Here is a 22,300-nt window from a genome sequence, read left to right as displayed (position 1 = left end):
CCACGCTTGGGTAGTTAAGTCTCGCGATTGCGATCTTCAGCGGGTTAGTCGGCCGGATGCCTAGCGTGTGCACCGAAAGAATTGCACGTCTTTAGTTACATCGTTTTCATGACTGGTGGAGGAAGCTCCGAATGGCCAACTTAACGGACCCTCGCATCATCTCATAGAAGGGTTTTTTATTCTTGCTATTGGGTTTGCTCGCCTCGGCGCTACTCGTTGCACCGCTTTCCGACATTCGGTACGTCGCTCTGCTTGTCATTGCTGTCTGGGGGTTTTGTCGCGCGTACTATTTCGCATTCTATGTCATCGAACACTACGTTGACCCTGAGTTTCGATTTGCCGGACTGTTGCACTTCGCCCGGTATGCGTTACTTGGGCATGAGCCCGATCGAAAGAACCGTAGATAGTATCCGGTGTCGACGTTTGCTGTTGGTATACTTCCCTTCAGTCTTTCCTCTTCTGTCACCTTCATTGACCCTGATGCGCCGCTCAAGCAGCAAAGCGTGAAACGGAGGATGAATGAAGTTTAGAATCCGAACCATGATGGTAGTCGTCGGCGCTCTTTCCATAGGCTTTATGGTTGTGGAGTCTACGACTCGAGTCTACCGAGAACGATGTCGCATCGAAGCGGACTTGCATTCTATGGGCGCGTACTATGTTGGTTTCGACGAAAGCAACACTCCATCGTGGGTTAGCTTCGTTGCACCGATGAGTCTGGAACGGATTGGAGGTTTCGGCTCATTTGAAAGCCTTGACTTTTCGGGTGCCAAAATAACAGACGAGAGCCTGAGCGGGGTGGCAAGTCTCAAACACATTCGAATACTCCACCTCACTCATTGCAAGGTGACAGACACGCAGCTGCAAATTCTCGCTGGCATCGGATCAATCGCAGTATTGCGGCTCAATGGATCGCCTATCACGGACGAAGCGATACCAGCAATCGCGTCCATCCAAGGCCTAATGTCACTCGATGTGTCGGATACCCTCATAACTTCAGCAGGACTCGAGGAGCTAAAAAAACAACGTCCGGATATCGTTGTCTGCAGTCTGTGGTGATGAGGATAAACACGATCAATCAGGGATGCCGTATCCGCGCCGCGGTGAATTGCATTTGAAGGTGTCTCCGGTTCTCAACCGAACTGCACTGTGTCCCACCCCTTCCTTAACCTCCCATGTCTGTCCCCCGTCCAGTTGAGTGTCCCCCGTCCTCGTGAGTGTCCCCCGTCCTCGTGAGTGTCCCCCGTCCTCGTGAGTGTCCCCCGTCCTCGTGAGTGTCCCCCGTCCTCGTGAGTGTCCCCCGTCCTCGTGAGTGTCCCCCAGTCCTCGTGAGTGTCCCCAGTCCTCGTGAGTGTCCCCAGTCCTCGTGAGTGTCCCCAGTCCTCGTGAGTGTCCCCAGTCCTCGTGAGTGTCCCCAGTCCTCGTGAGTGTCCCCAGTCCTCGTGAGTGTCCCCAGTCCTCGTGAGTGTCCCCAGTCCTCGTGAGTGTCCCCAGTCCTCGTGAGTGTCCCCAGTCCTCGTGAGTGTCCCCAGTCCTCGTGAGTGTCCCCAGTCCTCGTGAGTGTCCCCAGTCCTCGTGAGTGTCCCCAGTCCTCGTGAGTGTCCCCAGTACGCGTGAGTGTCCCCAGTACGCGTGAGTGTCCCCAGTACGCGTGAGTGTCCCCAGTTCCGGTGTCCTGAAAAATCTTTTTGGCGCCCCCTTCCCCACTCTTGTATCTGGGGTCTCGAGACGCTCCAATCACTTCTATGCACAGGATCGTGCCCGGCAACCCGAACGAATCGTCCCTTGTTTTGCCGATGTTTTCCCTTTCGCCCAAGGAATGCAGATCATGCGCAGCGCCCGCGCCGATATCTACCGTCCCGACGAAGTCGCTACGGTCCACACCATCGCCACCATTGTTCGCAAGTACTTCTTGCTCGGCGATGATGCTCTCACCCGCAAAGATCACAGCCATCGCGGTCTCTGGATCACCAAGCAGATCGAGGAGCAAGCCCAGTACTTTGGCATCGACGTCCTAGGTCATGCCATCATGAGCAACCACTTCCACTCGGTCTTGCGGTCTCGCCCCGACATTGTCCAAGAGTGGGACGATACCGAAGTGGCCAGGCGCTGGATGTTGATGTGCCCCAAGAGGAAGAACAAAGACAAGACTCCAGCGGAGCCCAACGAAAAGGAGCTCGATGCGATCCGCACCAAGCCCGAGAAGTTGAAAGAGATCCGTTTGCGGCTGAGCGATATCTCGTGGTGGATGCGCATCCTTTGCCAGCGAGTCGCCAAGCGCGCCAACCTGGAGCTCCAAGAGACGGGCCGTCTCTTCAATGGCCGGTTCAAGGCGGTGCGGTTGCTCGATGACGAAGCCATCTTGGCCTGCGTGAGCTATGTGGATTTGAATCCCATCCGCGCCCAGGTAGCCCAGACGCTCGAGGCATCCCAGTACACGTCGGTAGCCCAGCGAATCGCAGCCCTGAAGCAGGAGCTTGCCAAGCCGGAACCGCCCCCGGAGGGAACTCAAACGGAATCGCCGCAGTCCCCAGCGCCCAGCGAAGATCCTGCCTTGCCACAGCGTCTGTTACCAGACGCGTATTTAGCCCCGATAGAGCTGATCGATGAGAGAGGAAGCCAGGGGAGCAAACCGAGCAAGACGAAGAAGCGTTGCAGTGACAAGGGCGTGGTACCGTTGTCATCGATGAACTATATCCAGCTATTGGATGCGACGGCGAGGATTATCCGGGAAGGCAAGAAAGGGTTTACACCCGAGGAGGTGCCTCCGGTGTTGGAGCGGTTGGGATTGGATCCCGAGCGTTGGATCGACTACACGACCCATTTCAGTCGAATGTTCTCATTGGCGGCGGGAAGCGTGCGCAGTATGAAGGAGGCTCGAACGCTGGTCACCCAGCGGCAGATCTACTGTCCGCGATTCCAGCGACCTTCTTAAGAGCTTGTAGCCTTCCAGCCAGCGAGCATCTTCTTCTTTGAGAGTGACCCTTGGAGCGGCACTGGGTTCGCGGCTGCGCGCCTCGAGAGTCAAACGGTCCAAAAACCCGTCTCTGGCCGCCCCTCGGCCCCCATTCCCCTCGAACCACCCCCTCTCTCCCCCCACCTTCGGGGGGCCACTCCCCACCTCCCCACCCCTGGTGAGTGTCCCCAGTGTTGGTGAGTGTCCCTCAAAAAGTGGTGAGTGTCCCCGGTTGGGGTGAGTGTCCCCGGTTGGGGTGAGTGTCCCCGGTTGGGGTGAGTGTCCCCGGTTGGGGGGGCTATGGCGGACCCGCCTTGGGCTTGCTCCCCGCTGTCCCGGTGCTATTCGGTAGGTCCGCGTTGCATGACATTCTTCAGAATATGGATGAATTGCAAAAACGCATTCACTTTCAGGCAATCGGATTCGCCGCCGGCGCCGTAGTAAACGCTAGTGTCACGTACGGCTTTCTTGAGCTTCTGGCGGGATTTCCAGCTCTTTCCTGGATATGGCTCATCCCGGTCCTTGCGAGTTTCTGGGGGATCGGGCTGATGCTCGCAACAAAGAGGTACGCATGAAGAACCGCCTGAGGTTTACGAGAGCCGAACGAGCTTGGTCACAAGCAGTACTCTCCGAGCAATTGATGGCGTCCCGACAAACCTTAGACGCGATCGAAACTGGTAAGTATGACCCCAGTCTGACTCTCGCATTTAAGATCTCTGAGCTCTTCAAGTTACCGATTGAGCAAATCTTTTTCCCTCTCGAAGAAGAAGAATCCTTGCCAAATCACAGTGGGCATTGATGGCCAACTACCGAAACGCTTCCGTGTATTCCTTCGAATCGGATTATTGACGTCCTCAAGCAATGGAGTGCACCTCGAAGTTCATCCTAGGGGTTTTGACTGGCAAGATCGTAGGCAAGCATTCAGTCCCAGTCCCCATCCGGCTGCTTGCTATTTCAAGCAATGGTAAAGCCGAGGGGGAATTCGACCGAATTGATTGCTCTCCACTTGCGATCGCAACACGCATAGGGCTTGAAGCGATACTCATTGCACGCCGCTAGATCCGTCCACCCTCCTTGTAGAAATACGATTCATCGGGAGTCGTCGGCATAGGGACGATTGGCGATGATTCGCATCTTTGGACTATGGCCTTTGTAGGTATTTCTTTGCCGAGTCGGACATGGTGACCAACGCAGCTCCCATCATGATAGCGTCCTTGAGCACGAGACGCCCCGCTCCGCTGAGATAGGGGAAGCCATGCTGGGCGTCCCCTAAATCTGGGACCCAACACTCCGGCGTTGTCATCAAAAACGAAAGTGTGACAAACGACATGAGGAAGATAAGGAAACTGCCTAAAGCTGCAATGGCCGGAAACCATGGATGGCAACAAAGCATCAATCCAAATAAGACAATCGCTGCACCGAGACCATACGCAAATCGATATGTACCATTCGATTCGTGCCAAGCCCGGTTCTCAGGGACCAGAGCCCCCTCCGGATTCTTGTGGCTCTTATAACCGCCTGGGTCCGAAATCAAAAAGTTCATAAACGGACTGTTTGCCACGAATGGAATAATCCCGTCGGCTTCATATCGCACTGCCTTCAAGCCGCCGATCCATAAGAAGACGATAATCAGTCCTAAGCGTGCCAAGACCACTCCGATTTTGTCCGCTCTCGCTGCCAATTCCATCGCACGACGTATCATCGCTTTCGCTCCCTTCAAAATGGTCGACTCCAGCGACCGTTCTCATTGAACCGTTCTCACCTCCGCTCGGACAATTTCAGTATCGAAGGTGGCGTTCGGAAAGGAAATGGACGATCAGTCCAAAGGCATGGACAGATTGCTACCACCGCGAATCGTCGTTTCGAACTCGCGGAAAAAACTCGGCGCGACCCCTGTCGCCTTCTTAAAGACCCTACTGAAATAAAGCTCATCACCGAATCCAATTTCCAACGCAATCTCTTTGACAGGCTTCAACGTATGGAGCAACTGCCACTTGGCGTGCGTCATGATTCGACGGCGAATCAAGTCGGTGGGAGTTGTTCCCAAATGCTCTCTCACCAATCGACCAAGCGTCTTCGGTGTGACGCAAAGTGCATCGGCGTACTCTGCTGGGGAATGCCAAGTTCGATAACGCTCCTCGATCAACACACTCAGACTCGCCAAAGTTGGATGACGGTGCGAGGCAGCAAGTCCCGCGCAAGAGTCATCGATACGATCCTTGGTCCGTGTCGCCAAGATCAGTAGCAACTTGAGATAAGCGAGCGATGCCTCCATGTACGCCAATCTACGCTCCGATTGTTCACGGGCGATGGATGCGAACAAATCCGCCATCTCGGCAGCGATCTCTACGTCTAGACCGATAACGGGCACCCCGTACGGATCATTGAAGACCCTGCCGGCACAACCCACCTCCGCATGAAATGTCTCAATACAGAGAAAGTTGGCATGGAATTCAATGCGACGGCAGCAAATCGAGTCTTCGCATTGGAACCGTACATACTGATACGGCACGACGCACAAGAGAGACGGAGAGTGGAAAGGGTGGCATGCGTCATCGACCGAGAAGACTCCTGAACCGGCCTCGATAAAGTAAAGTCCAAAGCAGTTCGTCCGAGGGGGCTCGGTCCCCGGTCCGTCCAAGCATACCGTGCACAGCCGTATCGCCTCGCCCCCCTCCCTGGGGTCATACCAGCTTTCTTTCTTTTCAGAAGTATCCATGTGACCCATTCGATATCGAGCCTTCTATCAAGTACCGAGATCGAACACTTTCTCCACCGAAAGCCAACAATAGGTACGCATATGGGCGATGTGCGAGCATCCTTTACAGAACAAATCGAAAGGCACCCGCGGTTCGTGGAATTCAGCAGCCCAATTGGCTTGGATTTTAAAGGGAAGAGCTTCGGTTGTCGATTGCGAGAGGTCGTTGACGAGCCCAGGGAAATCGTGGTATGTTCGGCTGGCGAAGCACAATAGTTAAGCGTGATTTGCTATGGCGCTCTACTGAGAACAACAGAGGAGCGGTGCTTCGACGATGGGTCTGCTGGACACGGTGAAAAAAAGGGTGGGGAATGTCGCGACTTGAAAAGATTCTGGCCATGCTCGAGACGGAGCCGGAGGATACGTTTCTGCGTTACACCTTGGCGATGGAATATCGCAAGCTGGACCAATCCGAAAAGAGCATCGAGTTGCTTAAGGGGCTCATCGAGAAAACGTCCCCCCCTTTCGTCCCCGCGTTTCTGATGGTAGCTCAACAACTGTCCGAAACAGAACAAGTTGAAGAGGCCCGTAGCGTCTTGCGAGTCGGCATCGAGGAGGCTCGCAAGCAAAACGATCTTCATGCAGCCAGCGAGATGGGTGAGTTGCTATCGGAGCTCGGAAAATGAATCTGCGAGAAAGGTTGATCGATCGATTTCTCGCTTATGTTTCGATCGATACCACCGCGAATCCGGACACCGATCGCTATCCCAGCAGCGAGGGCCAGCGAGTGCTCGGAAAACGGCTTCGAGACGAGCTCGCCGCATTGGGGCTGGAAGAAGTCATCCAGGATGAGCACGGATTGGTGTGGGGTTGGTTGCCGGGCAATGTGCCAAACGCCTCACCCATCCTATTGAATGCGCATCTAGACACTTCCCCGGAAGCATCTGGCAAGTGCATTCCGCATCGAATTGATCGATACGATGGCGGTCGCATTGAGCTGGCCAGCGGGGATTGGATAACCCCAGATAACACTCCCGAATTGGGAGCACTGGCTGGTCACACGTTGATCACCACCGACGGAACCTCTCTGCTTGGGGGGGACGATAAAGCAGGGGTCGCGGCAATCATGGAGATCGTCCAGCGGTTTGTTGAGCAACCGAGCTTGCCGCACGGGCCTGTTCAAATCCTGTTTACCTGCGATGAAGAGATCGGTCGAGGTACGTCTCGCATCCAGCGTCAGCAGATCCGTGCGATCGCCGGCTATACCTTGGATGGGGGTGGAGCGGGAACCATTGACGAAGAAACGTTCTCTGCGGATTTAGCCACGGTTCGGTTTCTTGGACGCAATACCCATCCTTCGGTTGGAAAGGGGAAGATGATCAATGCGCTTCGGGGGGCCGCGCAATTCTTGTCCATGATGCCTGCCGCGAGCGACTCTCCTGAATCCACCGAGGGACGAGAAGGATTTATGCACCCGTATCACTTCGATGGCGGTGTCGCGGAGGCCAAAGTACAAGTGCTTCTACGCTCCTTTGATACTGCGATGCTATCGAACTACGCAAATCTACTCAAAGCGCATGGCCAATCCGTCTCGCGGACCATACCCGGATTGTCGGTCCATATCGAGGTTACCGAACAATACCGCAATATGGCGGACGGAATTCGAAGCCGACCGGAGACGGTAAAGCTCGCGGAGAAGGCCTTCGAGAAATGCGGGTATCCATTTCGTCGGGATCGCATACGGGGCGGTACCGATGGAGCGTTGCTCACCGCGATGGGTGTCCCTACGCCCAACCTCTCGGTCGGGCAGTACAATATTCATTCGACACGCGAATTTGCATCGATCGATCAGATCGAGCAAGCGATCGAGCATGGAATTTGTTTGCTGGGGCTGTGGTCGACATGTTCAGAATAGTGATCGGATGGACGTTCTTCCTGGTGTTCGCGTCGATTGCGGGTGCGGAACAGGAAAAGCGTCCCAACATCCTCTTCGCCTTCGCAGATGACTGGGGGAGGTTCGCGAGTATCTATGCCCAAGCCGATGGTCCCGGGACGTTGAACGACTTTGTCAAAACACCCAACATCGACCGCTTGGCCCGCGAGGGAGTATTGTTCCGGAAGGCATTCGTGTCGGCTCCGAGTTGTACTCCTTGCCGAAGCGCACTTTTATCCGGTCAGCATTTTTGGCGCACCGGCCGCGGCGCGATCCTGCGGGGTGCGGTATGGGATCCCGCGATTCCAGCCTATCCCTTGCTCCTGCGAGATAGCGGCTATCACATTGGGGAAACGTACAAAGTGTGGGGCCCCGGAACACCCAACGATGCTCCCTACGGAGCTGGGAAACATGCTTTCGAAAAGGCCGGGGGCAAGATCAATCAGTTCTCGCAAAGTGTCACGAAGGCACTCCAAGAAGGCGTCGCGTTGGCGGACGCCAAGGAGCAGATCCTTCGCCAGGTCGATGCGAACTTCAATGCGTTCTTAAATGCCAGACCTGAAGGTGCACCGTTTTGTTATTGGTTTGGTCCAACTAATGTTCATCGGCAGTGGACTCAAGGATCCGGTAAAGCCTTGTGGGGATTCGACCCGGACCAACTTGAAGGGAAGATGCCCAGCTTTCTTCCCGATGTTCCGATAGTGCGCGAGGATCTATGCGATTACTTCGGTGAGATCGCTGCTTTCGATGCTGCGGTGGGTCGGTTGATCCGAAGGTTGGAGGAAACCGGCGAATTAGACAATACTCTCATTGTCATTTCTGGGGACCATGGGCCACCTGGGTTCCCGCACGGGAAGTGCAATCTTTACGACTTTGGAACCAACGTGTCACTCATCATGCGATGGGGCCAGGCGCCTGCGAATCGCTCGATCGACGATTTGGTGAGTCTCACAGACCTGGCTCCTACCTTCTTAGAAGCAGCCGGAGTGCCGATTCCATCAACGATGACCGGTCGGAGTTTGATGGGCATTTTGCAATCGTCCAAATCTGGCAAATGCGAGCCCGCACGCGACGCAGTATTTGTCGGTCGAGAGAGGCATGTTGAGAATGCGCGGGCGGATTTCAAACCCTATCCGCAACGCGCGATACGAACCGACGACTATCTTTACATCCTCAATTTCGAACCCGATCGTTGGCCACTTGGAGATCCCTATCGGTTGGAGGATGGTCGAGAGCCCACGTTGAAGGAATTGACCGATGTGACGCGTGTAACACTACCAGATGAAGACGCGGGGCCCACCAAGGCATGGTTGGTGCAGCACCGCCATGACCCGGAGTGGCGATCCCATTTTGAGTGGGTATACGGCAAGCGGCCTCAATCGGAGCTGTACGATTTAAATCGAGATCCAAACCAAACCCGCAATGTGGCGGGCGATTCCGATTATGCAAAAGTCCGTGAGCAGTTGCACGCGAGGTTGATGCAAGAGCTAGAGCGAACGGGCGATCCTCGGGTTCAAAACGGCGGGGACTACTTCGAGTCCCCGCCTCTTTCCGGACCTGTTCGGGAATCAGACAAGTAGCTCATCGAGCTCTTGCACCAGTTTGCCGAACTCGGTGAGAGCAATGTCGACTGGCTCAGGTTGGCTCATGTCGACTCCCGCACCACGAAGCAGATCGAGTGGATCCTTCGAGCAGCCTCCCTTGAGGAAACTCATATAGTCATCCAGTTCTTGAGGTCCACCTTGGAGGACCCTCCGGGAGAGGGCGATGGCAGCGGAAAGTCCGGTCGCGTATTTGTAAACATAGAATGCGTTATAGAAGTGTGGAATACGGAAGCATTCCAACGAGAGCTGATCGTCCAGCGCGAAGTCTGGACCAAAGTAGGCTTCTAGGAGTTCGCGATAGGCTTGGCGCATCGAAGCGACAGTGAGAGGCTCGCCCGCCTCAGCCATCTCATGGACGATCTTTTCAAACTCTGCGAACATGGTTTGGCGAACGATCGTGGCACGAATGCTATCGACTTCATGATTGATCAATGCCGCACGCTCTTCCTTCGTGCTCGCTCGATCGATCAGATACTTTGCCAACAATTGCTCATTGAACGTCGAAGCAACTTCCGCAACGAAGATTGTGTAGCTGTAGTAATGAAAGGGTTGATTCTTTGACGAGTAATAGGTGTGCATCGAATGCCCCGCCTCGTGCGTCAAGGTGAACACATCGTTCAAAACCGTCGGCTTGTAGTTCATCAAGATGAACGGATCACTGTCGTACGCTCCGCTGCTAAAGGCACCACTTCGTTTGCCTTTATTCGGGTAGCGATCACACCAACGGCCTCGTAACCCTGCTTCGAGAGTTTTGCCATACTCGGATCCGAGCGGCTGCAGCGAATCCAAAACAACATCGACTGCTTGATCCCAGGTGTAGTGTGTTTGGCGGTCCGCGAGAATAGGGACGTAAGTGTCGTAATGATGGATGTCGGCAAGCCCCATCTTTCTTCGGCGCAGCTCGAAGTAATGATGGACAGCGGGCAAATTCTTCCTAACCGATGCGATGAGGTTGTCGTAGACACTGACGGGAACGTTATCACCGAAGAGGGAGCTCTCGCGAGCGCTCGGATAGTTTCTCGCTTTGGCATAGTAGACGTCTGTATGGACACTGCCAGCTAAGGTGGCTGCGAGCGTATTCTCGTGCGCTTCGAACTCGGCATAGTACTGATGAAACGCGTTGCGGCGGACATCGCGATCGGGGGAAATGAGAAACGAGCTGAATGATGCGTTCGTCAGATCTTGCTCAACCCCTTTCTCGTTTTTGATTTTCCCAAATTTCAAGTCGGCGTCATTGAGTTGGCGGAATGCCTTGCTGGCTGTCTGAGCCATTTCTCCTTGCATGGCCATCAGTCGTTCTTCGGACTGACTGAGGGTGTGGGCACGAAAGCGATTGATTCGTTCGAGAACCAGTTTGAAGGGGGCGAGGGCCGGGTGCTCCAGGAATGAGAGCAATCGATCTTGAGGGATACTCAAGATCTCGGGGCGGATAAAACTCGCAGCTTGTCCGGCTTTCGTCGCGGCCGAGTAGTACCGTGCCAAATAGCCTTGATAGGTACTGTTGGTTTGGTTCTCGCTGGTACGCAGGGAAGCGTAAACGCCGATCCGTTCGGCCAAGTGGTCGACGCGGCAATCGAATTCCAGGCATTGCGCCAACACCTCGGGCGAGCTCCCGAGTCTCCCTGCAAATGGCGCAAAGCCCGGTATAAGTTGTTCGAATTCAGCAAGGGCTGCGTTCCAGGTTTCATCTTTGGGAAACAGGCTACTTAGGTCCCATGTGTCCGCAACGGGAACTTCGGATCGGTTAGGATTGTCCATTTCGCAGTGTCTTTCTGTTCGTAAGTCCTGTCGTCGAGCCACAATTCAAGAGTTTACAGAGTACGTATTTTCTTAGTAGCAGCTCAAGATAGGATCCCTTCACCTTCGCTGCGATCGAAGGCTCTAGGAATTGTGTATTGACATATCGCCAGCTATCGACACATTGATTCGAAGTAAGAAAATGACAAATCCAAGTTCCCAACCACCGATGCCCAGCGTCCCGGGGCCGGTGATCGCCCAGAACAACCGACCCGTCCTTTCTTTGAAGGCATGGCAGCATGCGGCAGAGTGTCTTCGGGTGTTGGCGCACCCGGTGCGTCTCCAGATCGTGCAGTTGCTGCTTACGGAGCGTTGCACCGTTGGGGAGATCGCAGAACGCTGTGGGATTTCCCCCAGCCAAACTTCGGAGCACTTGAAGTTGTTACAGCGGTGCGGTTTTCTGGGCTGCGACAAGGAAGCACGATTTGCGTATTACCGAGTGATCGAACCGGAGTTGGCGAACATCATGTGTTGTATTGAGAACAAATTTCAAGCAAGCGCTTCGTGAGCCTTAAACAAGTTTCTGTGAAGTTGTCGGTCGATCGAGTCCCTCCCGTGGTTCGAAGGATGAGGTAGTTGGATGAAATTGGTGATTGTCGGTGGCGTCGCCGGAGGTGCCTCTGCCGCCGCGCGTGCTCGGAGATTATCCGAAGATGCGCACATTGTTTTAGTCGAACGGGGACGTCACGTATCGTTTGCGAACTGCGGCCTCCCTTACTACATAGGAGACGCGATCCGGCAACGTGAAAAGCTAATCGTTACGACTCCCCAGAGATTGCAAGATCGGTTTCGAATTGATGTTCGAACGGAGACAAACGCGATCGAGATCCTGCGAGATGAAAAGAAAATCAAATTGCAGAATCAAAAGACCGGGGAGATCGTTCTCGAGTCGTACGACAAGTTAATCCTTTCACCGGGAGCGTCACCGATTCGCCCCCCGTTCCCAGGTTCTGAGTTACCCAACGTCTACACCCTGCGAACGCTCGACGACGTTGATGGTATTCGCGGGCTCGTCGATTCCGGTATCCGGGACGCCGTGGTGATCGGGGCCGGATTCATTGGCTTGGAAGTCGTCGAGAATTTGGTGCATCGAGGTGTTCGCACCCACCTTGTTCAATTGACCGATCAAGTTCTCGGGACGATGGACAAGGAGATGACCACGCCGATCGAACGCCAGCTCCAAGAACGCGGAGTGCAGCTTCACTTGGGGACCACTGCGAGTCAGATCAAGCGGAGCGATGCAGGAAAGCTGCATGTTACCCTGCAGAATGGTGGCGAGATCGCCACGGACATGGTGCTGATTGGCATCGGTGTGCGCCCCGAGAATCACTTGGCAGTTCAAGCGGAACTTGAGATCGGAACGCGCGGCGGAATTGTCACGAATGACGTCATGCAAACCTCCGACCCGAATATTTACGCCGTGGGTGACGCCGTCGAAGTCGAAGACTTTGTTCTGAAATCGCGAGCGCAGATCGCGTTAGCAGGGCCTGCCAACCGGCAAGGACGAATTGCTGCGGACCATGCCCTCGGTCGCTCTCTCCGATACCGAGGAACGCAAGGAACGGCCATCGTCCGCGCTTTTCAGTGCGTCGCCGCTGCGACAGGGGCTACCGAACGCACCTTGCTGCGATGCCAACTCCCCTACCAAAAAATCTATCTGCATCCTGCCCATCACGCGGGCTACTACCCGGGTGCGCAGGGCATGTGCATGAAGCTACTTTTTGCACCCGAGACCGGAAAAATACTCGGAGCCCAAATCGTGGGAGGAGAGGGAGTCGATAAGCGAATCGATGTCCTCGCGATGGCCATTCAAGCTGGAATGACGGTGGTCGACCTCGAAGAAGTCGAGTTGGCGTACGCCCCCCAATTCGGATCTGCCAAAGATCCGATCAACATGGCGGGCTTCATCGCAGCCGGTGTTCTTCGAGGAGATCATCCGATCGCTCATTGGTCCGATATTATGCAGGATACGAACGCCTTCGTTGTGGACGTTCGCGATCCCTCGGAATTCGAGCAAGGGCATTACCCTAGTGCGATGCTACTTCCTGTCGACCAGCTGCGAAGTTCGTTGGATCGGCTGCCAAAGGACCAGCCCATTTACGTGTACTGCCGCGTCGGGCAGCGCGGCTACATTGCGACTCGCATCCTTCTGCAACATGGATTCGAGGTTTGCAATCTGTCGGGTGGCTATCTTACCTATCAGCTCGTTGCGCCGAAGTAGTCCTTCGCCAGCGTTACTCGATTACCGGTAATGCGACGGGGAGGGAGTTTCCAAAACGTTCAAAGTCCAGGAACGACCAAACTACTTTTTTGTCCGGACTGACTTCGACGATTTGTGGATTCTCAGGTCCTGCATGGCAGTTAACGATCCAAGTGTTACCCGAAGGAAGTCGTTGGACCATGGTGATCCAAGCGAGCTTTACCCCGGGGAGGTCGTTCTCACCGACTTGCCAAACAATTTCCTTGCTTGGCGAAACTTCGATCGCGCTGTGACCATCTCCCGTTCCAATCAGCGTATTGCCGTTGGCCAGTCGGACAGCCGAATAGGCTTTCTTGCCGACCGGGTATTCCCATACGATCTTGCCATCCCGGTTGTATTCCCGGATCAGCATGTCGGCTTCATGGCAAACGAGGAAAGTGTCTTGGGGGGTATGTCGAACCAATCGTGTATCGCGATGGGGATCCGGTTTGGAAACTTGGAGTGGAATTTTGCTCTTGAGAGAACGATTTTCATCAAGCAAGAGGATTCGTGTGTTTCCGCTTTCGGCGATCATCCACTCTTTGCTTTTAGGCAGATATTGGAATGCGTGGATTTCGACCCGTTCGACTCCTGATTCTGGCTTCGGGGTGTAGACCCATTTCTCTTTGCCCGCTGAGTCGATGCGTCGAACTTCGCCAAAGTGGGTTTGAAGCAACCAATCTCCGCCGGGGAGTGGCTGAGCATCGTGGATATCTCGAATAGGCAGGCTCCACCGAACCGAACCGTCGGCATTGATGACGGCAGCGATTTTCTTTTGATAGTCGGCCGCAAACAGAGCGCGTGGTGCACCTTTTTGTTGCGCGTGTATCGTTTGAAGCCCCAATAGTGGGCTTGAAGCGATCAACCCTAGAGCGAGCAAGAATGGGAGACAGTGTGACAACTTCATGAGAGAGGTCTTTCAAAAAAGAGCAGAGGTTGGATTCAACCGAATGATTTGAGTTTCGTCACCGTGGCATGTCCAGCGAAACATAAGGAAACATCGCTGCCGTCTTGTCTGGGACGAGTCTGGTAATTGCTTTGGTACAGAAATGTCCTAACCGAGTTCCCACCCAACAGCTCTGGATTCGCTGTTTCGTAGGGCGTGAAGTGAAATTGAAGCGGAGAATGTTCTGTATCGCAAAACGAGATAGGAAAGTGTACCGTCCCCACCACTTCTTCCGGGACGATCGCCGGCAAATTCACATTCCAAAACGTACCTTCCACCGGTGGGTCGAGCCACAAGTGTTCTAGGACGCGACGGGCTCGGAATGCGGACTGGGCCCAATCCTTCGCAATATCGCGCCGCATGTACTGGGAGAGGGCTACAGCCGGAATTCCGAGCATGGAGGCTTCGCGGGCCGCCGACACCGTTCCGCTGTAGAGAGTATCGACTCCTAAATTTCCACCGTGGTTGACTCCCGAGAGTACATAATCGGGTTTGAAGTTCAGGCAATGGATCGCCACGCGTACACAATCGGCAGGGGTACCGGAAAGGTCCCACTCTCGTTCTCCATGTTGCCTCAGTTTGAGCGGTTCTGCGTTGGTTACCGAGTGGCTGCAGCAACTGCGTCCTTGATCGGGCGCGACGACCCAGCATTCGTGTTCTACGCGTAGCAATCGAGCCAATTCCTGCAGTCCTTCGGCATCCATTCCATCATCGTTTGTCAGCAGCAGCTTCACGCTTGGAATTCCTTTTCGAGTTCTTCAAACGCATCGATGATCCGCCTCACCGACACCTCCCCCGTCAACGGATCGAGCAAGTGGGCGTGGTGTATCACAATCGTGGACGCCGCAACGCTACCTGACCTCTCCATCGAATCGACCGAACGATACCTTTTTCGTGAACGGCTGGCAAATCCAGGAAAGCCTTTCCCCACTTGGAGAGCTCCCTCCTGCCACTTTGTCAAAATTCGTTCTCGATCCCGATCGATAGCGTCGAAATCGCACAGCATTCCTAGTTTGTAATAAGCTGCTTCAGCATCCATCTCGTCCATGCGAGGCAAACGAAGCCAGTGGAATTTCGAGAGGGTCTGCCAAAGTTGTTGAGCACTCTGCTGGCGGGTACGGTGGTCTGTCGCGAGTCTCTCGCATTGCGGAACAATCGCAGCGGCTTGCAATTCCGACATGGCGAACGCGTCATTACCTTTTTCGCAGAAGCAGGTCATGCGTTGTGCTAACAAATCGTTTGAAGTCAACACTACCCCTCCTCGGCCTGCAGAAACCAGTTTGCTGCCACCGAAGCTGAAGACCGCTAGATCTCCCCAGCTTCCAATCGGACGACCTTGAAGCATCGCTCCCGTGGCTTGACACGCGTCCTCGATCACGGTGATGCCTCGCTGGTGCGCCCAGGGGACGATTCTTTGCACTGGGGCCAATTCACCATGCAAGTGACTGACGATTATCGCTTTTGTCTCAGATGCAACGGATTGTTCTAATACATCGATATCGAGCGACCATTGCAGCGCGGGGGACGGATTGGAGAGTACCACTCGGGCGCCGCTATCCTCCACGGCACGAAAGTTACCAGGATAGTCATAGCCGCATAGAAGGACTTCCTCGTCGGGACGCAAATGCAAACTGCGGAGAGCCAGTTCAATACCGAGGGTTCCCGACGAACAGAAGCGGACATGACGATGGCCGAGCGTGCTACAAAACCACTTGGCCAGTCGTTCCAGGTTGGGACCCGAGTAGCATCGCCATGTTCCACTGGCGATGCATTGGCGAACGGACTCTTCGACCGCTAATGCTGTCAGGGAGCGAGGAGCGGGGGGATGGGTCATTCGAATCGGTGGGGTTTTGGGATCAAACGGTCTCGTTCAGCGCGGACTCGATATCCGATTCTAATTGCTTGGGCGTGGTCATTGAACTGTATCGGCGCAGGACATTGCCCGAGCGTCCCACCAGGAATTTCGTGAAATTCCACTTGATCGACTCCGATCCTAGCAACCCGGGCGCTTGGGATTTGAGGTATTGGAAGATGGGATCAGCATGCGGACCGTTCACATCGACCTTGGAGAACAGATCGAAAGCGACATGGTAATGGAGTTCACAGAATGATTTCACTTCTTCATCGCTACCGGGTTCTTGATTCCCGAACTGATTGCATGGGAATCCGAGAACCGAGAGACCGCGATCCGAATAATTCTGATGAAGCTCCTGCAATGCGTTGTATTGCTTGGTAAAGACGCAGTGGCTAGCGACGTTGACAATGAGGAGGACGCGTCCTCGATAACGATCGAGAGAGATCGGGGATCCGTCGATCCCTTTGGCTTGGAACTGATAAATATCCGTCATGTTCCAACCTAACTAACCAACTCGGGTTCAGGGCGATCTAAGGGACGCATATCACGAATAAACTGCGAGGGCAGACCTAGATCGGGCAAGAGTTGCTTGCAGGTGATCCTCGAGGATTCGTAGATCACAGGCAAGCCGCTCCCAGGGTGAGTGCCACCTCCGACCAAATAGACTCCGTCGAGTTCTTCAAATTTGTTATGCGGGCGGCGGTGGAGCATTTGGCCTAGATTGTGGGCGAGGTTGAACGTGGCACCTTGGTAGACATAGAACTGATCTCTCCAGTCGGCTGGCGTTACGACTTTCTCGTAAACAATCCTTTCCCGAATATCCGGGAAACCGACTTCCTCCATTTTTCGCAGAGTCAGGTGTCGGAAGTATGTGCGTTGCGTATCATCCCAAGGCGTGTTGGGGCTCACGTGCGGGACAGGGACGAGGACATAGAGCGAACTTTTTCCCGCTGGAGCCATGGACGGATCGGTGATGCAGGGATTTTGGATGTAGATCGAGGGATCGCTCGGCAGGACTTTCGACTGTTCGATCTCGTAAAGGTTCTTTTGGTAGTCCTTGGCAATGTGGATCGTGTGGTGCTTTTCGTCGGGATAGGACCCTTCGACGCCGAGATACATCATGAAGGTCGAGCAGGAGAATTTCTTCTTCGCCAGTTTCTCATCCGACCAGCGGCGACGGAGGTGATTGGGAACGAGCTTTTGCATGGCATGGGCAAAATCGGCGTTGATCACAATCGCGTCCGCTTCGTAAATGCCCTCCTGCGTTTCGACTGCGGTGACGCGACGCCCCTTGAAGTGGAGTTTGGTAACGGGTTCGTTGACACGAACATCGCAGCCCTCCTCTTCCGCAATCTCGGCCATTCTCTCGCTCACGCGCCCGCATCCCCCGTAGGGGTGGAAGACGCCGTACTCGTACTCCAAGAACGAGAGGATCGAAAAGAGACTCGGGCATCGAAATGGGGACATTCCGAGGTACTTCGCTTGGAACGAAAATGCGATTACCAATCTCGGATCCTTGAAGAAGCTCTCCAAGTCGTTTCCGAGCGATTTCCAAGGTTTCACATACGGGGCAGCGGCTGCAAGCGAGGGGCGCAGCAAGTCGAGCATGCTATTGAACGGAGATTCCAAAATGGGTCGAAACCGTTCCAATTTGGTCCGATTCTTTTGGATGTAGCGAAATACGGCGCCAGCATCCGCTGGCGAAAGTTCTCGAATCTGCCGATCCATTTCTTGGAGATTTGGAGTGCAGTCCAGCTCCCCGCCGGATCCGAAGCTGATGCGGTATTGCGGATCCAATTTTTTCATTGGAATCTCGTCGTCGATATTCCGCCCGATCGATTCAAAGATTTCCTTGAGAATGCGAGGGTAGAGGTAAAACGTGGGGCCGACGTCGAAGGAGAAGCCTTGGGCTCGGAGGGTGGAGCATCGCCCGCCGACAACATCCCTCGCTTCCAAAATTGTGACTTGTGCACCCGAGTGTGCCAGTTGGAGAGCAGTCGCCAGTCCGCCGGGTCCGGCTCCTATTACCACCACTTTGCGCGTCGTCATGTTCGCTAGTCGCCAATTTCGCTTATGGGTATGATTCTGGTCGATCATTTATAGCGAGTCGACAAGCGGACTTGGGTAGCATCCTTTGCGTCCAACGTCCGCCTTCCTATTCCCTCAATCTCTCACGATTGCCGCGGCGCGTATATGCCAAATTCAAGGTTTGAAGCGGTCCTGGCGATCGCTCGCAACGGCGTGATTGGTGACAAACAGGGGTTGCCATGGAGGCTTCGATCGGACTTGATGCGGTTCCGCAAGATCACGATGGGGCATGCTTTGCTCATGGGGCGGAAGACCTATGAATCGATAGGTCGTCCGCTCCCAGGTCGGCAGACTTGGATTTTAAGTCGCCAAGGGGGACTTCAAGTCCCGGGGTGCCACGTCGTACGGGATTGGAACGACGCGATTGCGAGTTTGCCACCCCAGGGGCGATTGTTTCTGGTGGGCGGAGCGGAGATCTACAGGTTGCTGTTGCCAGAATGTGGGGTTGTCCATTTGACGCGTGTGTTGGCGGATGTGCCCGGGGACACCCGAATGTCCCATCTGGGGCTAGAACAATACACCTGCGCCGAACGGATGTATGTTCCAGCAGATTCCCAAAACGATTGGCCGACGGAATATGAACGATGGGTCTATTCTGCCTGATGGCCCGAGCCGGAATGTCCCGGTGTGACGCCTAGGAACGGTCGGAGCGCCACATGGCTCGCAGGAGCCTCTGTCTTGGAGTACACTGGGTGGCTTCCGGTGGGACGAAACGTCGCATCGGGAGTTCCCTTTTCTCCAAGCAGGCGCGAATCGGCCCGTCGTTTTGCACCGAACGATACCTCCTTTTCTTGCAGCCCTATGCCAATCATTTCAACCAGGAATCTTCGCAAGCAGTTTGGGACAGGGGATGTCGCTGTCGAAGTACTGCGTGGCGTGGACCTCTCGATCGAAAGCGGGGAATTTGTCGCGCTGATGGGGCCTTCCGGATCAGGGAAGAGCACTCTCCTCAGCATTCTCGGTGGAATCGAACCTCCCTCTAGCGGCGAGGTCATCTTGGACGGGGTCGATATTGCGAATTTGTCGGATGACGAACGGACCTTGCTCCGTCGCCGCAAAATCGGGTTCGTATTCCAGGCCTTCAATCTGATTCCCACGCTCACCGCCTTAGAGAACGTGTCGCTCCCGTTGGAATTGGACGGTGTAGACGCCAAGGAGGCGAAGCGGCGTGCCATGGAGTCACTAGAACGTGTGGAACTCGGGCATCGAGCCGACCACATCCCGTCCAAAATGTCAGGGGGGGAGCAACAGCGAGTCGCGGTCGCCCGAGCTTTGGCAATTCAGCCGGCGATTTTGCTGGCGGACGAACCCACCGGGAACTTGGACTCCCGTCAGAGCGCTCGGGTCACGGCTCTTCTTCATAGCCTGGCCGCCGACCACAAGCAGACGATCATCATGGTCACGCACGATGCAAACGTCGCGAAATCTGCATTCCGATTGCTGATGTTCCGCGATGGGAACATTGAGAGGGACCTTTCCCAAGCCGAATTCGCCGCCACTTTTCCATCCGTCCCTACCCCTGCCGGGTCAGGATCTTCGTCGCACGCCCCTCAAACCTCGGCAAGTGATGCGATCCTCTCGGAGGGAAATCGCTAATGCCTCTTGGAAAGCTCTCCAGACGCGAAATCCAGAGTAGACCGCTGCGCAGCCTCCTGACCTTGCTTAGTGTTGTCATCGGGGTCAGCGCGATCGTCGCAACCTCGCTAGCCTCGAATTCGGCCCGGCTGGCCCAGGAGGCGATGGTTCAGTCCGTAACTGGAAAAGCATCCCTCGAAATCGAGGGGGTTGGCGGAGCCTCCTTTGACGGCAAACCTTTGGAATTCGTCGCAAAACTCGATGCTGTCCAAGTTGCATCGCCGATCCTAAGACGCTTTTCCAATATGCAGGTTGTGCCCGCCAAAGAGCCAGGAAAAGAGGCCGAAAAATCTGCGGACTCCAGCGAATCGAAGAAACCGATTTCCTATCGTGTTCAGCTTTTAGGAGTCATGCCCGATTTGGACAAACAAGTTCGCGGCTACACGGTTGTCGAGGGAAAAGAGCTCACCTACGAAGAAAGCGATCGACAATCGGTCCTGATCGATGCTGGGTTCGCGCAGTCGGCAAAGATCAAGGTAGGGTCGCAGCTCCGGCTCCTCACACGATCGTTCGGCCAAAACGCGACCGTTGTCGGCTTGATCAAGGCGAATGATGCGAGCGCAGGATTGCAGTCGGGGTTGGTGGTCGGGCAGTTGCGAACCATTCAGCGCTGGTCGCAAGCCAACGGAAAGCTGGATGCGGTTCAGGTCGTGCTCAAGCCGAAAGCGGACGCGGCGGAGGTAATGGCTGCGATTTCCAGCCAGCTTCCGGAAGGAATGAAAGTGCGCGAGCCTGCTCTGCGGAGTCAAGTTGCCGGGGAGAGCACCATCGCGATGCAGCAAGGTCTGCGTCTGGCCACGGCCTTTGCACTCTTGATCTCTGCCTTCATCATCTACAACACGTTTCAGATGAATGTCGGAGAACGCCGACGGCAGTTGGGGATTCTCCGATCGATGGGGGCGCTCCGTGGGCAACTGCTTTGGATGATTGTTCGCGAAGGGCTCTGGTTGGGAGCGATCGGAATTGTGCTCGGGTGCATCGTCGGCTACTTCGGTGCATCCCTCCTGAATCAATCTACGTCGAAACTCCTTCAGATTTCGATCCCGCAAAGTCCGTGGTCGATCTGGCCCTATTTGAGCGCAGCGATTGCGGGTCTGGTCGTCGCGTTTTTGGGGGCATTTTTCCCAGCCTTCCGAGCGTCACAGCTTTCACCGGCCGAAGCGATGCGCGTCGTCGCAACGGGTGAGTTCGGCTCCTCTCGAATCGGTTGGCTCGTCTTCGGAACAACTATGATCACCGTCGGTGGTTTGACCCAGTTTCTATCTGTCTCTGGAATGATCGACGAGAGCCACGCCATAACCGGCGCTGTCGTGATGATCGTGGGAATGATTTTCCTGCTCCCAGGCATCATCAGCGATTTGACCGATTGGGTCGCCAAGCTCATCTCACCCATTCTGAAAACCGAAGCCCAGCTTGCTCGTCGACAGATCCTTCGCCACCGTGGCCGAAGTTCCTTGACGATCGGGATAGTCTTTATCGCGATGAGTACCGGTCTGGGAATGGCCAGCACTATTCTCGACAATATCGGAAACGTCGAAGGGTGGTATCAACGTTCTATCATCGGAGATTTTTTCATCCGCGCCGCGATGCCCGACATGAACAGCGGGCAATCGGCCGATATGCCAGACGGTCTAACCGAACAAGTGGCTGCGATGCCAGGTGTCGATGTTGTGGATACGCTCCGATTTGTCCGGGCTCGGTCCGGCGAAAATTCCGTCGTCGTCGTCGTTCGCAAGTTTAACTCAACCTCCCAGGACTATTTCGATCTCGTGGAAGGGGAGGAGAAAGAGGTTATGGACGGAGTTCAGAAAGGGAAAGTGGTCCTCGGATCCGTTCTCTCACAACGACTCAATCTCCATCGCGGCGATACGATTCCTCTCGAGACCAACGATGGTTCTTCCGATCTAGAAATCGTGGGTGTGACCAATGAATACATCGCGGGAGGACTGACCCTCTATCTCGAATCCGATAACGCAAAGCGATTGCTAAACGTTGAAGGAACCGATGTGATTGTGGTGAAATCGAAGCCAGAAGCTTTGAAGTCGCTAGAAGCGAGGTTGAGGAGCTTGTGCGATGAAACGGGTCTGATGTTCCAGTCGTACGCCGATTTGGTAAAGGTGATTCGCGATACGCTCAACGGAGTGGTAGGCGGATTGTGGGCGGTGTTGATCCTGGGCTCGATTATCGCAGCCTTTGGATTGATCAATACACTAGCGATGAACATCCTCGAGCAAACCCGTGAAATCGGGATGCTGCGTGTCGTCGCCATGACACGCCGGCAAGTGCGTCGCATGATCTTTGCCCAAGCTCTCATTATGGGACTTATCGGGATCGTCCCCGGAGTGCTTACGGGGGTCTGGATTTCCTACTTGATCAACCTCACGACCATGCAAGTGACGGGTCACGATGTTGCCTTCAAAATCTACCCATGGTTGCTGGGAGGCGGTCTGCTCTTTGAACTCCTCGTTGTCATCGTGGCCTCCTGGATCCCCGCAGAACGCGCTGCGCGAATCAACCTTTCGAAGGCTCTTCAATACGAGTAGATCGCACGT

At 54.8% G+C, this 22,300-nt stretch carries 19 protein-coding genes; 11 read left to right on the top strand and 8 right to left on the bottom strand.

The features are described from left to right. The first annotated feature begins 519 nt into the window (after positions 1-519). The 3 genes from VN12_RS10000 to VN12_RS09990 all read left to right on the top strand — a co-directional run bounded on the left by VN12_RS10000 (position 520) and on the right by VN12_RS09990 (position 3,752). Complete coding sequence (locus VN12_RS10000; protein ID WP_146676683.1) at positions 520-1,056, top strand: hypothetical protein; 537 nt, start codon at positions 520-522, stop codon at positions 1,054-1,056. Positions 1,057-1,825: 769 nt separating this feature from the next. Next, complete coding sequence (locus VN12_RS09995) at positions 1,826-2,932, top strand: hypothetical protein (RefSeq protein ID WP_146676682.1); 1,107 nt, start codon at positions 1,826-1,828, stop codon at positions 2,930-2,932. A gap of 592 nt (positions 2,933-3,524) precedes the next feature. After that, a complete protein-coding gene (locus VN12_RS09990) occupies positions 3,525-3,752 on the top strand; it encodes a helix-turn-helix transcriptional regulator (protein WP_146676681.1) in 228 nt (75 codons plus the stop codon). A 342-nt stretch (positions 3,753-4,094) separates the two neighbouring features. On the opposite strand, the gene VN12_RS09985 is transcribed toward VN12_RS09990, so the two are convergent. Beyond that, entirely contained in the window at positions 4,095-4,655 is a 561-nt protein-coding gene (locus VN12_RS09985) for a DUF417 family protein (RefSeq protein WP_240491386.1), read from the bottom strand. Positions 4,656-4,769: 114 nt separating this feature from the next. Further along, positions 4,770-5,672 carry a helix-turn-helix domain-containing protein gene (locus VN12_RS09980; RefSeq protein WP_146676680.1) on the bottom strand — a complete coding sequence of 301 codons (903 nt, stop codon included), beginning with the start codon at positions 5,670-5,672 and terminating at the stop codon, positions 4,770-4,772. 350 nt (positions 5,673-6,022) lie between these two features. Between VN12_RS09980 and VN12_RS09975 the strand changes: the two genes are divergently transcribed. Genes VN12_RS09975 through VN12_RS09965 form a run of 3 tightly spaced genes read left to right on the top strand, consistent with a single transcriptional unit; the run spans position 6,023 to position 9,164 of the window. Further along, positions 6,023-6,337, top strand: a complete 315-nt coding sequence (locus VN12_RS09975; protein WP_146676679.1) for a hypothetical protein — start codon at positions 6,023-6,025, stop codon at positions 6,335-6,337. After that, a complete protein-coding gene (pepT, locus tag VN12_RS09970; protein WP_146676678.1) occupies positions 6,334-7,566 on the top strand; it encodes a peptidase T in 1,233 nt (410 codons plus the stop codon). Before VN12_RS09975 ends, pepT begins: the two co-directional genes overlap by 4 nt. Beyond that, positions 7,554-9,164, top strand: coding sequence for a sulfatase (locus VN12_RS09965; RefSeq protein WP_146676677.1), 1,611 nt, complete (start codon positions 7,554-7,556; stop codon positions 9,162-9,164). Before pepT ends, VN12_RS09965 begins: the two co-directional genes overlap by 13 nt. On the opposite strand, the gene pepF is transcribed toward VN12_RS09965, so the two are convergent. Beyond that, on the bottom strand, positions 9,153-10,946 hold the full coding sequence (gene pepF, locus VN12_RS09960) for an oligoendopeptidase F (protein WP_146676676.1): 1,794 nt from the start codon (positions 10,944-10,946) through the stop codon (positions 9,153-9,155). The genes VN12_RS09965 and pepF overlap by 12 nt on opposite strands. A 181-nt stretch (positions 10,947-11,127) precedes the next feature. Here pepF and VN12_RS09955 point away from each other — a divergent pair, with 181 nt between their 5' ends. Beyond that, positions 11,128-11,493 carry an ArsR/SmtB family transcription factor gene (locus tag VN12_RS09955; RefSeq protein WP_240491385.1) on the top strand — a complete coding sequence of 122 codons (366 nt, stop codon included), beginning with the start codon at positions 11,128-11,130 and terminating at the stop codon, positions 11,491-11,493. A gap of 72 nt (positions 11,494-11,565) precedes the next feature. Beyond that, the gene (locus VN12_RS09950) at positions 11,566-13,206 is read left to right on the top strand and encodes an FAD-dependent oxidoreductase (RefSeq protein ID WP_146676675.1); all 1,641 of its coding nucleotides are present in this window, start codon (positions 11,566-11,568) and stop codon (positions 13,204-13,206) included. Positions 13,207-13,219: 13 nt separating this feature from the next. Here VN12_RS09950 and VN12_RS09945 read toward each other — a convergent pair whose 3' ends face one another. The 5 genes from VN12_RS09945 to crtI are packed head-to-tail and all read right to left on the bottom strand — an operon-like array spanning position 13,220 to position 18,074. Then, positions 13,220-14,131: a PQQ-binding-like beta-propeller repeat protein gene (locus tag VN12_RS09945; protein ID WP_146676674.1), complete on the bottom strand. Its 912-nt coding sequence runs from the start codon at positions 14,129-14,131 to the stop codon at positions 13,220-13,222. Between the two features lie 35 nt (positions 14,132-14,166). Continuing rightward, positions 14,167-14,904 carry a 5'/3'-nucleotidase SurE gene (gene surE, locus VN12_RS09940; RefSeq protein ID WP_146676673.1) on the bottom strand — a complete coding sequence of 246 codons (738 nt, stop codon included), beginning with the start codon at positions 14,902-14,904 and terminating at the stop codon, positions 14,167-14,169. Beyond that, positions 14,901-16,004: a DegT/DnrJ/EryC1/StrS family aminotransferase gene (locus VN12_RS09935; protein ID WP_146676672.1), complete on the bottom strand. Its 1,104-nt coding sequence runs from the start codon at positions 16,002-16,004 to the stop codon at positions 14,901-14,903. Before VN12_RS09935 ends, surE begins: the two co-directional genes overlap by 4 nt. Before the next feature lie 22 nt (positions 16,005-16,026). Then, on the bottom strand, positions 16,027-16,518 hold the full coding sequence (locus VN12_RS09930; RefSeq protein WP_146676671.1) for a glutathione peroxidase: 492 nt from the start codon (positions 16,516-16,518) through the stop codon (positions 16,027-16,029). An 8-nt stretch (positions 16,519-16,526) separates the two neighbouring features. Further along, positions 16,527-18,074, bottom strand: a complete 1,548-nt coding sequence (gene crtI / locus VN12_RS09925) for a phytoene desaturase family protein (RefSeq protein WP_146676670.1) — start codon at positions 18,072-18,074, stop codon at positions 16,527-16,529. A gap of 144 nt (positions 18,075-18,218) precedes the next feature. Between crtI and VN12_RS09920 the strand changes: the two genes are divergently transcribed. The 3 genes from VN12_RS09920 (at position 18,219) to VN12_RS09910 (ending at position 22,291) form a co-directional block, all read left to right on the top strand. Continuing rightward, positions 18,219-18,716 carry a dihydrofolate reductase gene (locus VN12_RS09920; RefSeq protein ID WP_146676669.1) on the top strand — a complete coding sequence of 166 codons (498 nt, stop codon included), beginning with the start codon at positions 18,219-18,221 and terminating at the stop codon, positions 18,714-18,716. Between the two features lie 198 nt (positions 18,717-18,914). After that, positions 18,915-19,709, top strand: coding sequence for an ABC transporter ATP-binding protein (locus tag VN12_RS09915; protein ID WP_146676668.1), 795 nt, complete (start codon positions 18,915-18,917; stop codon positions 19,707-19,709). Next, a complete protein-coding gene (locus tag VN12_RS09910; protein ID WP_146676667.1) occupies positions 19,709-22,291 on the top strand; it encodes an ABC transporter permease in 2,583 nt (860 codons plus the stop codon). Before VN12_RS09915 ends, VN12_RS09910 begins: the two co-directional genes overlap by 1 nt. Positions 22,292-22,300 lie beyond the last annotated feature (9 nt).

Source organism: Pirellula sp. SH-Sr6A (assembly GCF_001610875.1).
Taxonomy (GTDB): domain Bacteria; phylum Planctomycetota; class Planctomycetia; order Pirellulales; family Pirellulaceae; genus JBKCUI01.
This window is presented reverse-complemented; position numbering and strand designations above follow the sequence as displayed.

Coding starts and splice junctions, on each gene's coding strand:
- VN12_RS10000 (WP_146676683.1), top strand. CDS start 520: ATGAAGTTTAGAATCCGAACCATGATGGTAGTCGTCGGCGCTCTTTCC.
- VN12_RS09995 (WP_146676682.1), top strand. CDS start 1,826: ATGCGCAGCGCCCGCGCCGATATCTACCGTCCCGACGAAGTCGCTACG.
- VN12_RS09990 (WP_146676681.1), top strand. CDS start 3,525: ATGAAGAACCGCCTGAGGTTTACGAGAGCCGAACGAGCTTGGTCACAA.
- VN12_RS09985 (WP_240491386.1), bottom strand. CDS start 4,655: ATGATACGTCGTGCGATGGAATTGGCAGCGAGAGCGGACAAAATCGGA.
- VN12_RS09980 (WP_146676680.1), bottom strand. CDS start 5,672: ATGGATACTTCTGAAAAGAAAGAAAGCTGGTATGACCCCAGGGAGGGG.
- VN12_RS09975 (WP_146676679.1), top strand. CDS start 6,023: ATGTCGCGACTTGAAAAGATTCTGGCCATGCTCGAGACGGAGCCGGAG.
- pepT (WP_146676678.1), top strand. CDS start 6,334: ATGAATCTGCGAGAAAGGTTGATCGATCGATTTCTCGCTTATGTTTCG.
- VN12_RS09965 (WP_146676677.1), top strand. CDS start 7,554: ATGTTCAGAATAGTGATCGGATGGACGTTCTTCCTGGTGTTCGCGTCG.
- pepF (WP_146676676.1), bottom strand. CDS start 10,946: ATGGACAATCCTAACCGATCCGAAGTTCCCGTTGCGGACACATGGGAC.
- VN12_RS09955 (WP_240491385.1), top strand. CDS start 11,128: ATGACAAATCCAAGTTCCCAACCACCGATGCCCAGCGTCCCGGGGCCG.
- VN12_RS09950 (WP_146676675.1), top strand. CDS start 11,566: ATGAAATTGGTGATTGTCGGTGGCGTCGCCGGAGGTGCCTCTGCCGCC.
- VN12_RS09945 (WP_146676674.1), bottom strand. CDS start 14,131: ATGAAGTTGTCACACTGTCTCCCATTCTTGCTCGCTCTAGGGTTGATC.
- VN12_RS09935 (WP_146676672.1), bottom strand. CDS start 16,004: ATGACCCATCCCCCCGCTCCTCGCTCCCTGACAGCATTAGCGGTCGAA.
- VN12_RS09930 (WP_146676671.1), bottom strand. CDS start 16,518: ATGACGGATATTTATCAGTTCCAAGCCAAAGGGATCGACGGATCCCCG.
- crtI (WP_146676670.1), bottom strand. CDS start 18,074: ATGACGACGCGCAAAGTGGTGGTAATAGGAGCCGGACCCGGCGGACTG.
- VN12_RS09920 (WP_146676669.1), top strand. CDS start 18,219: ATGCCAAATTCAAGGTTTGAAGCGGTCCTGGCGATCGCTCGCAACGGC.
- VN12_RS09915 (WP_146676668.1), top strand. CDS start 18,915: ATGCCAATCATTTCAACCAGGAATCTTCGCAAGCAGTTTGGGACAGGG.
- VN12_RS09910 (WP_146676667.1), top strand. CDS start 19,709: ATGCCTCTTGGAAAGCTCTCCAGACGCGAAATCCAGAGTAGACCGCTG.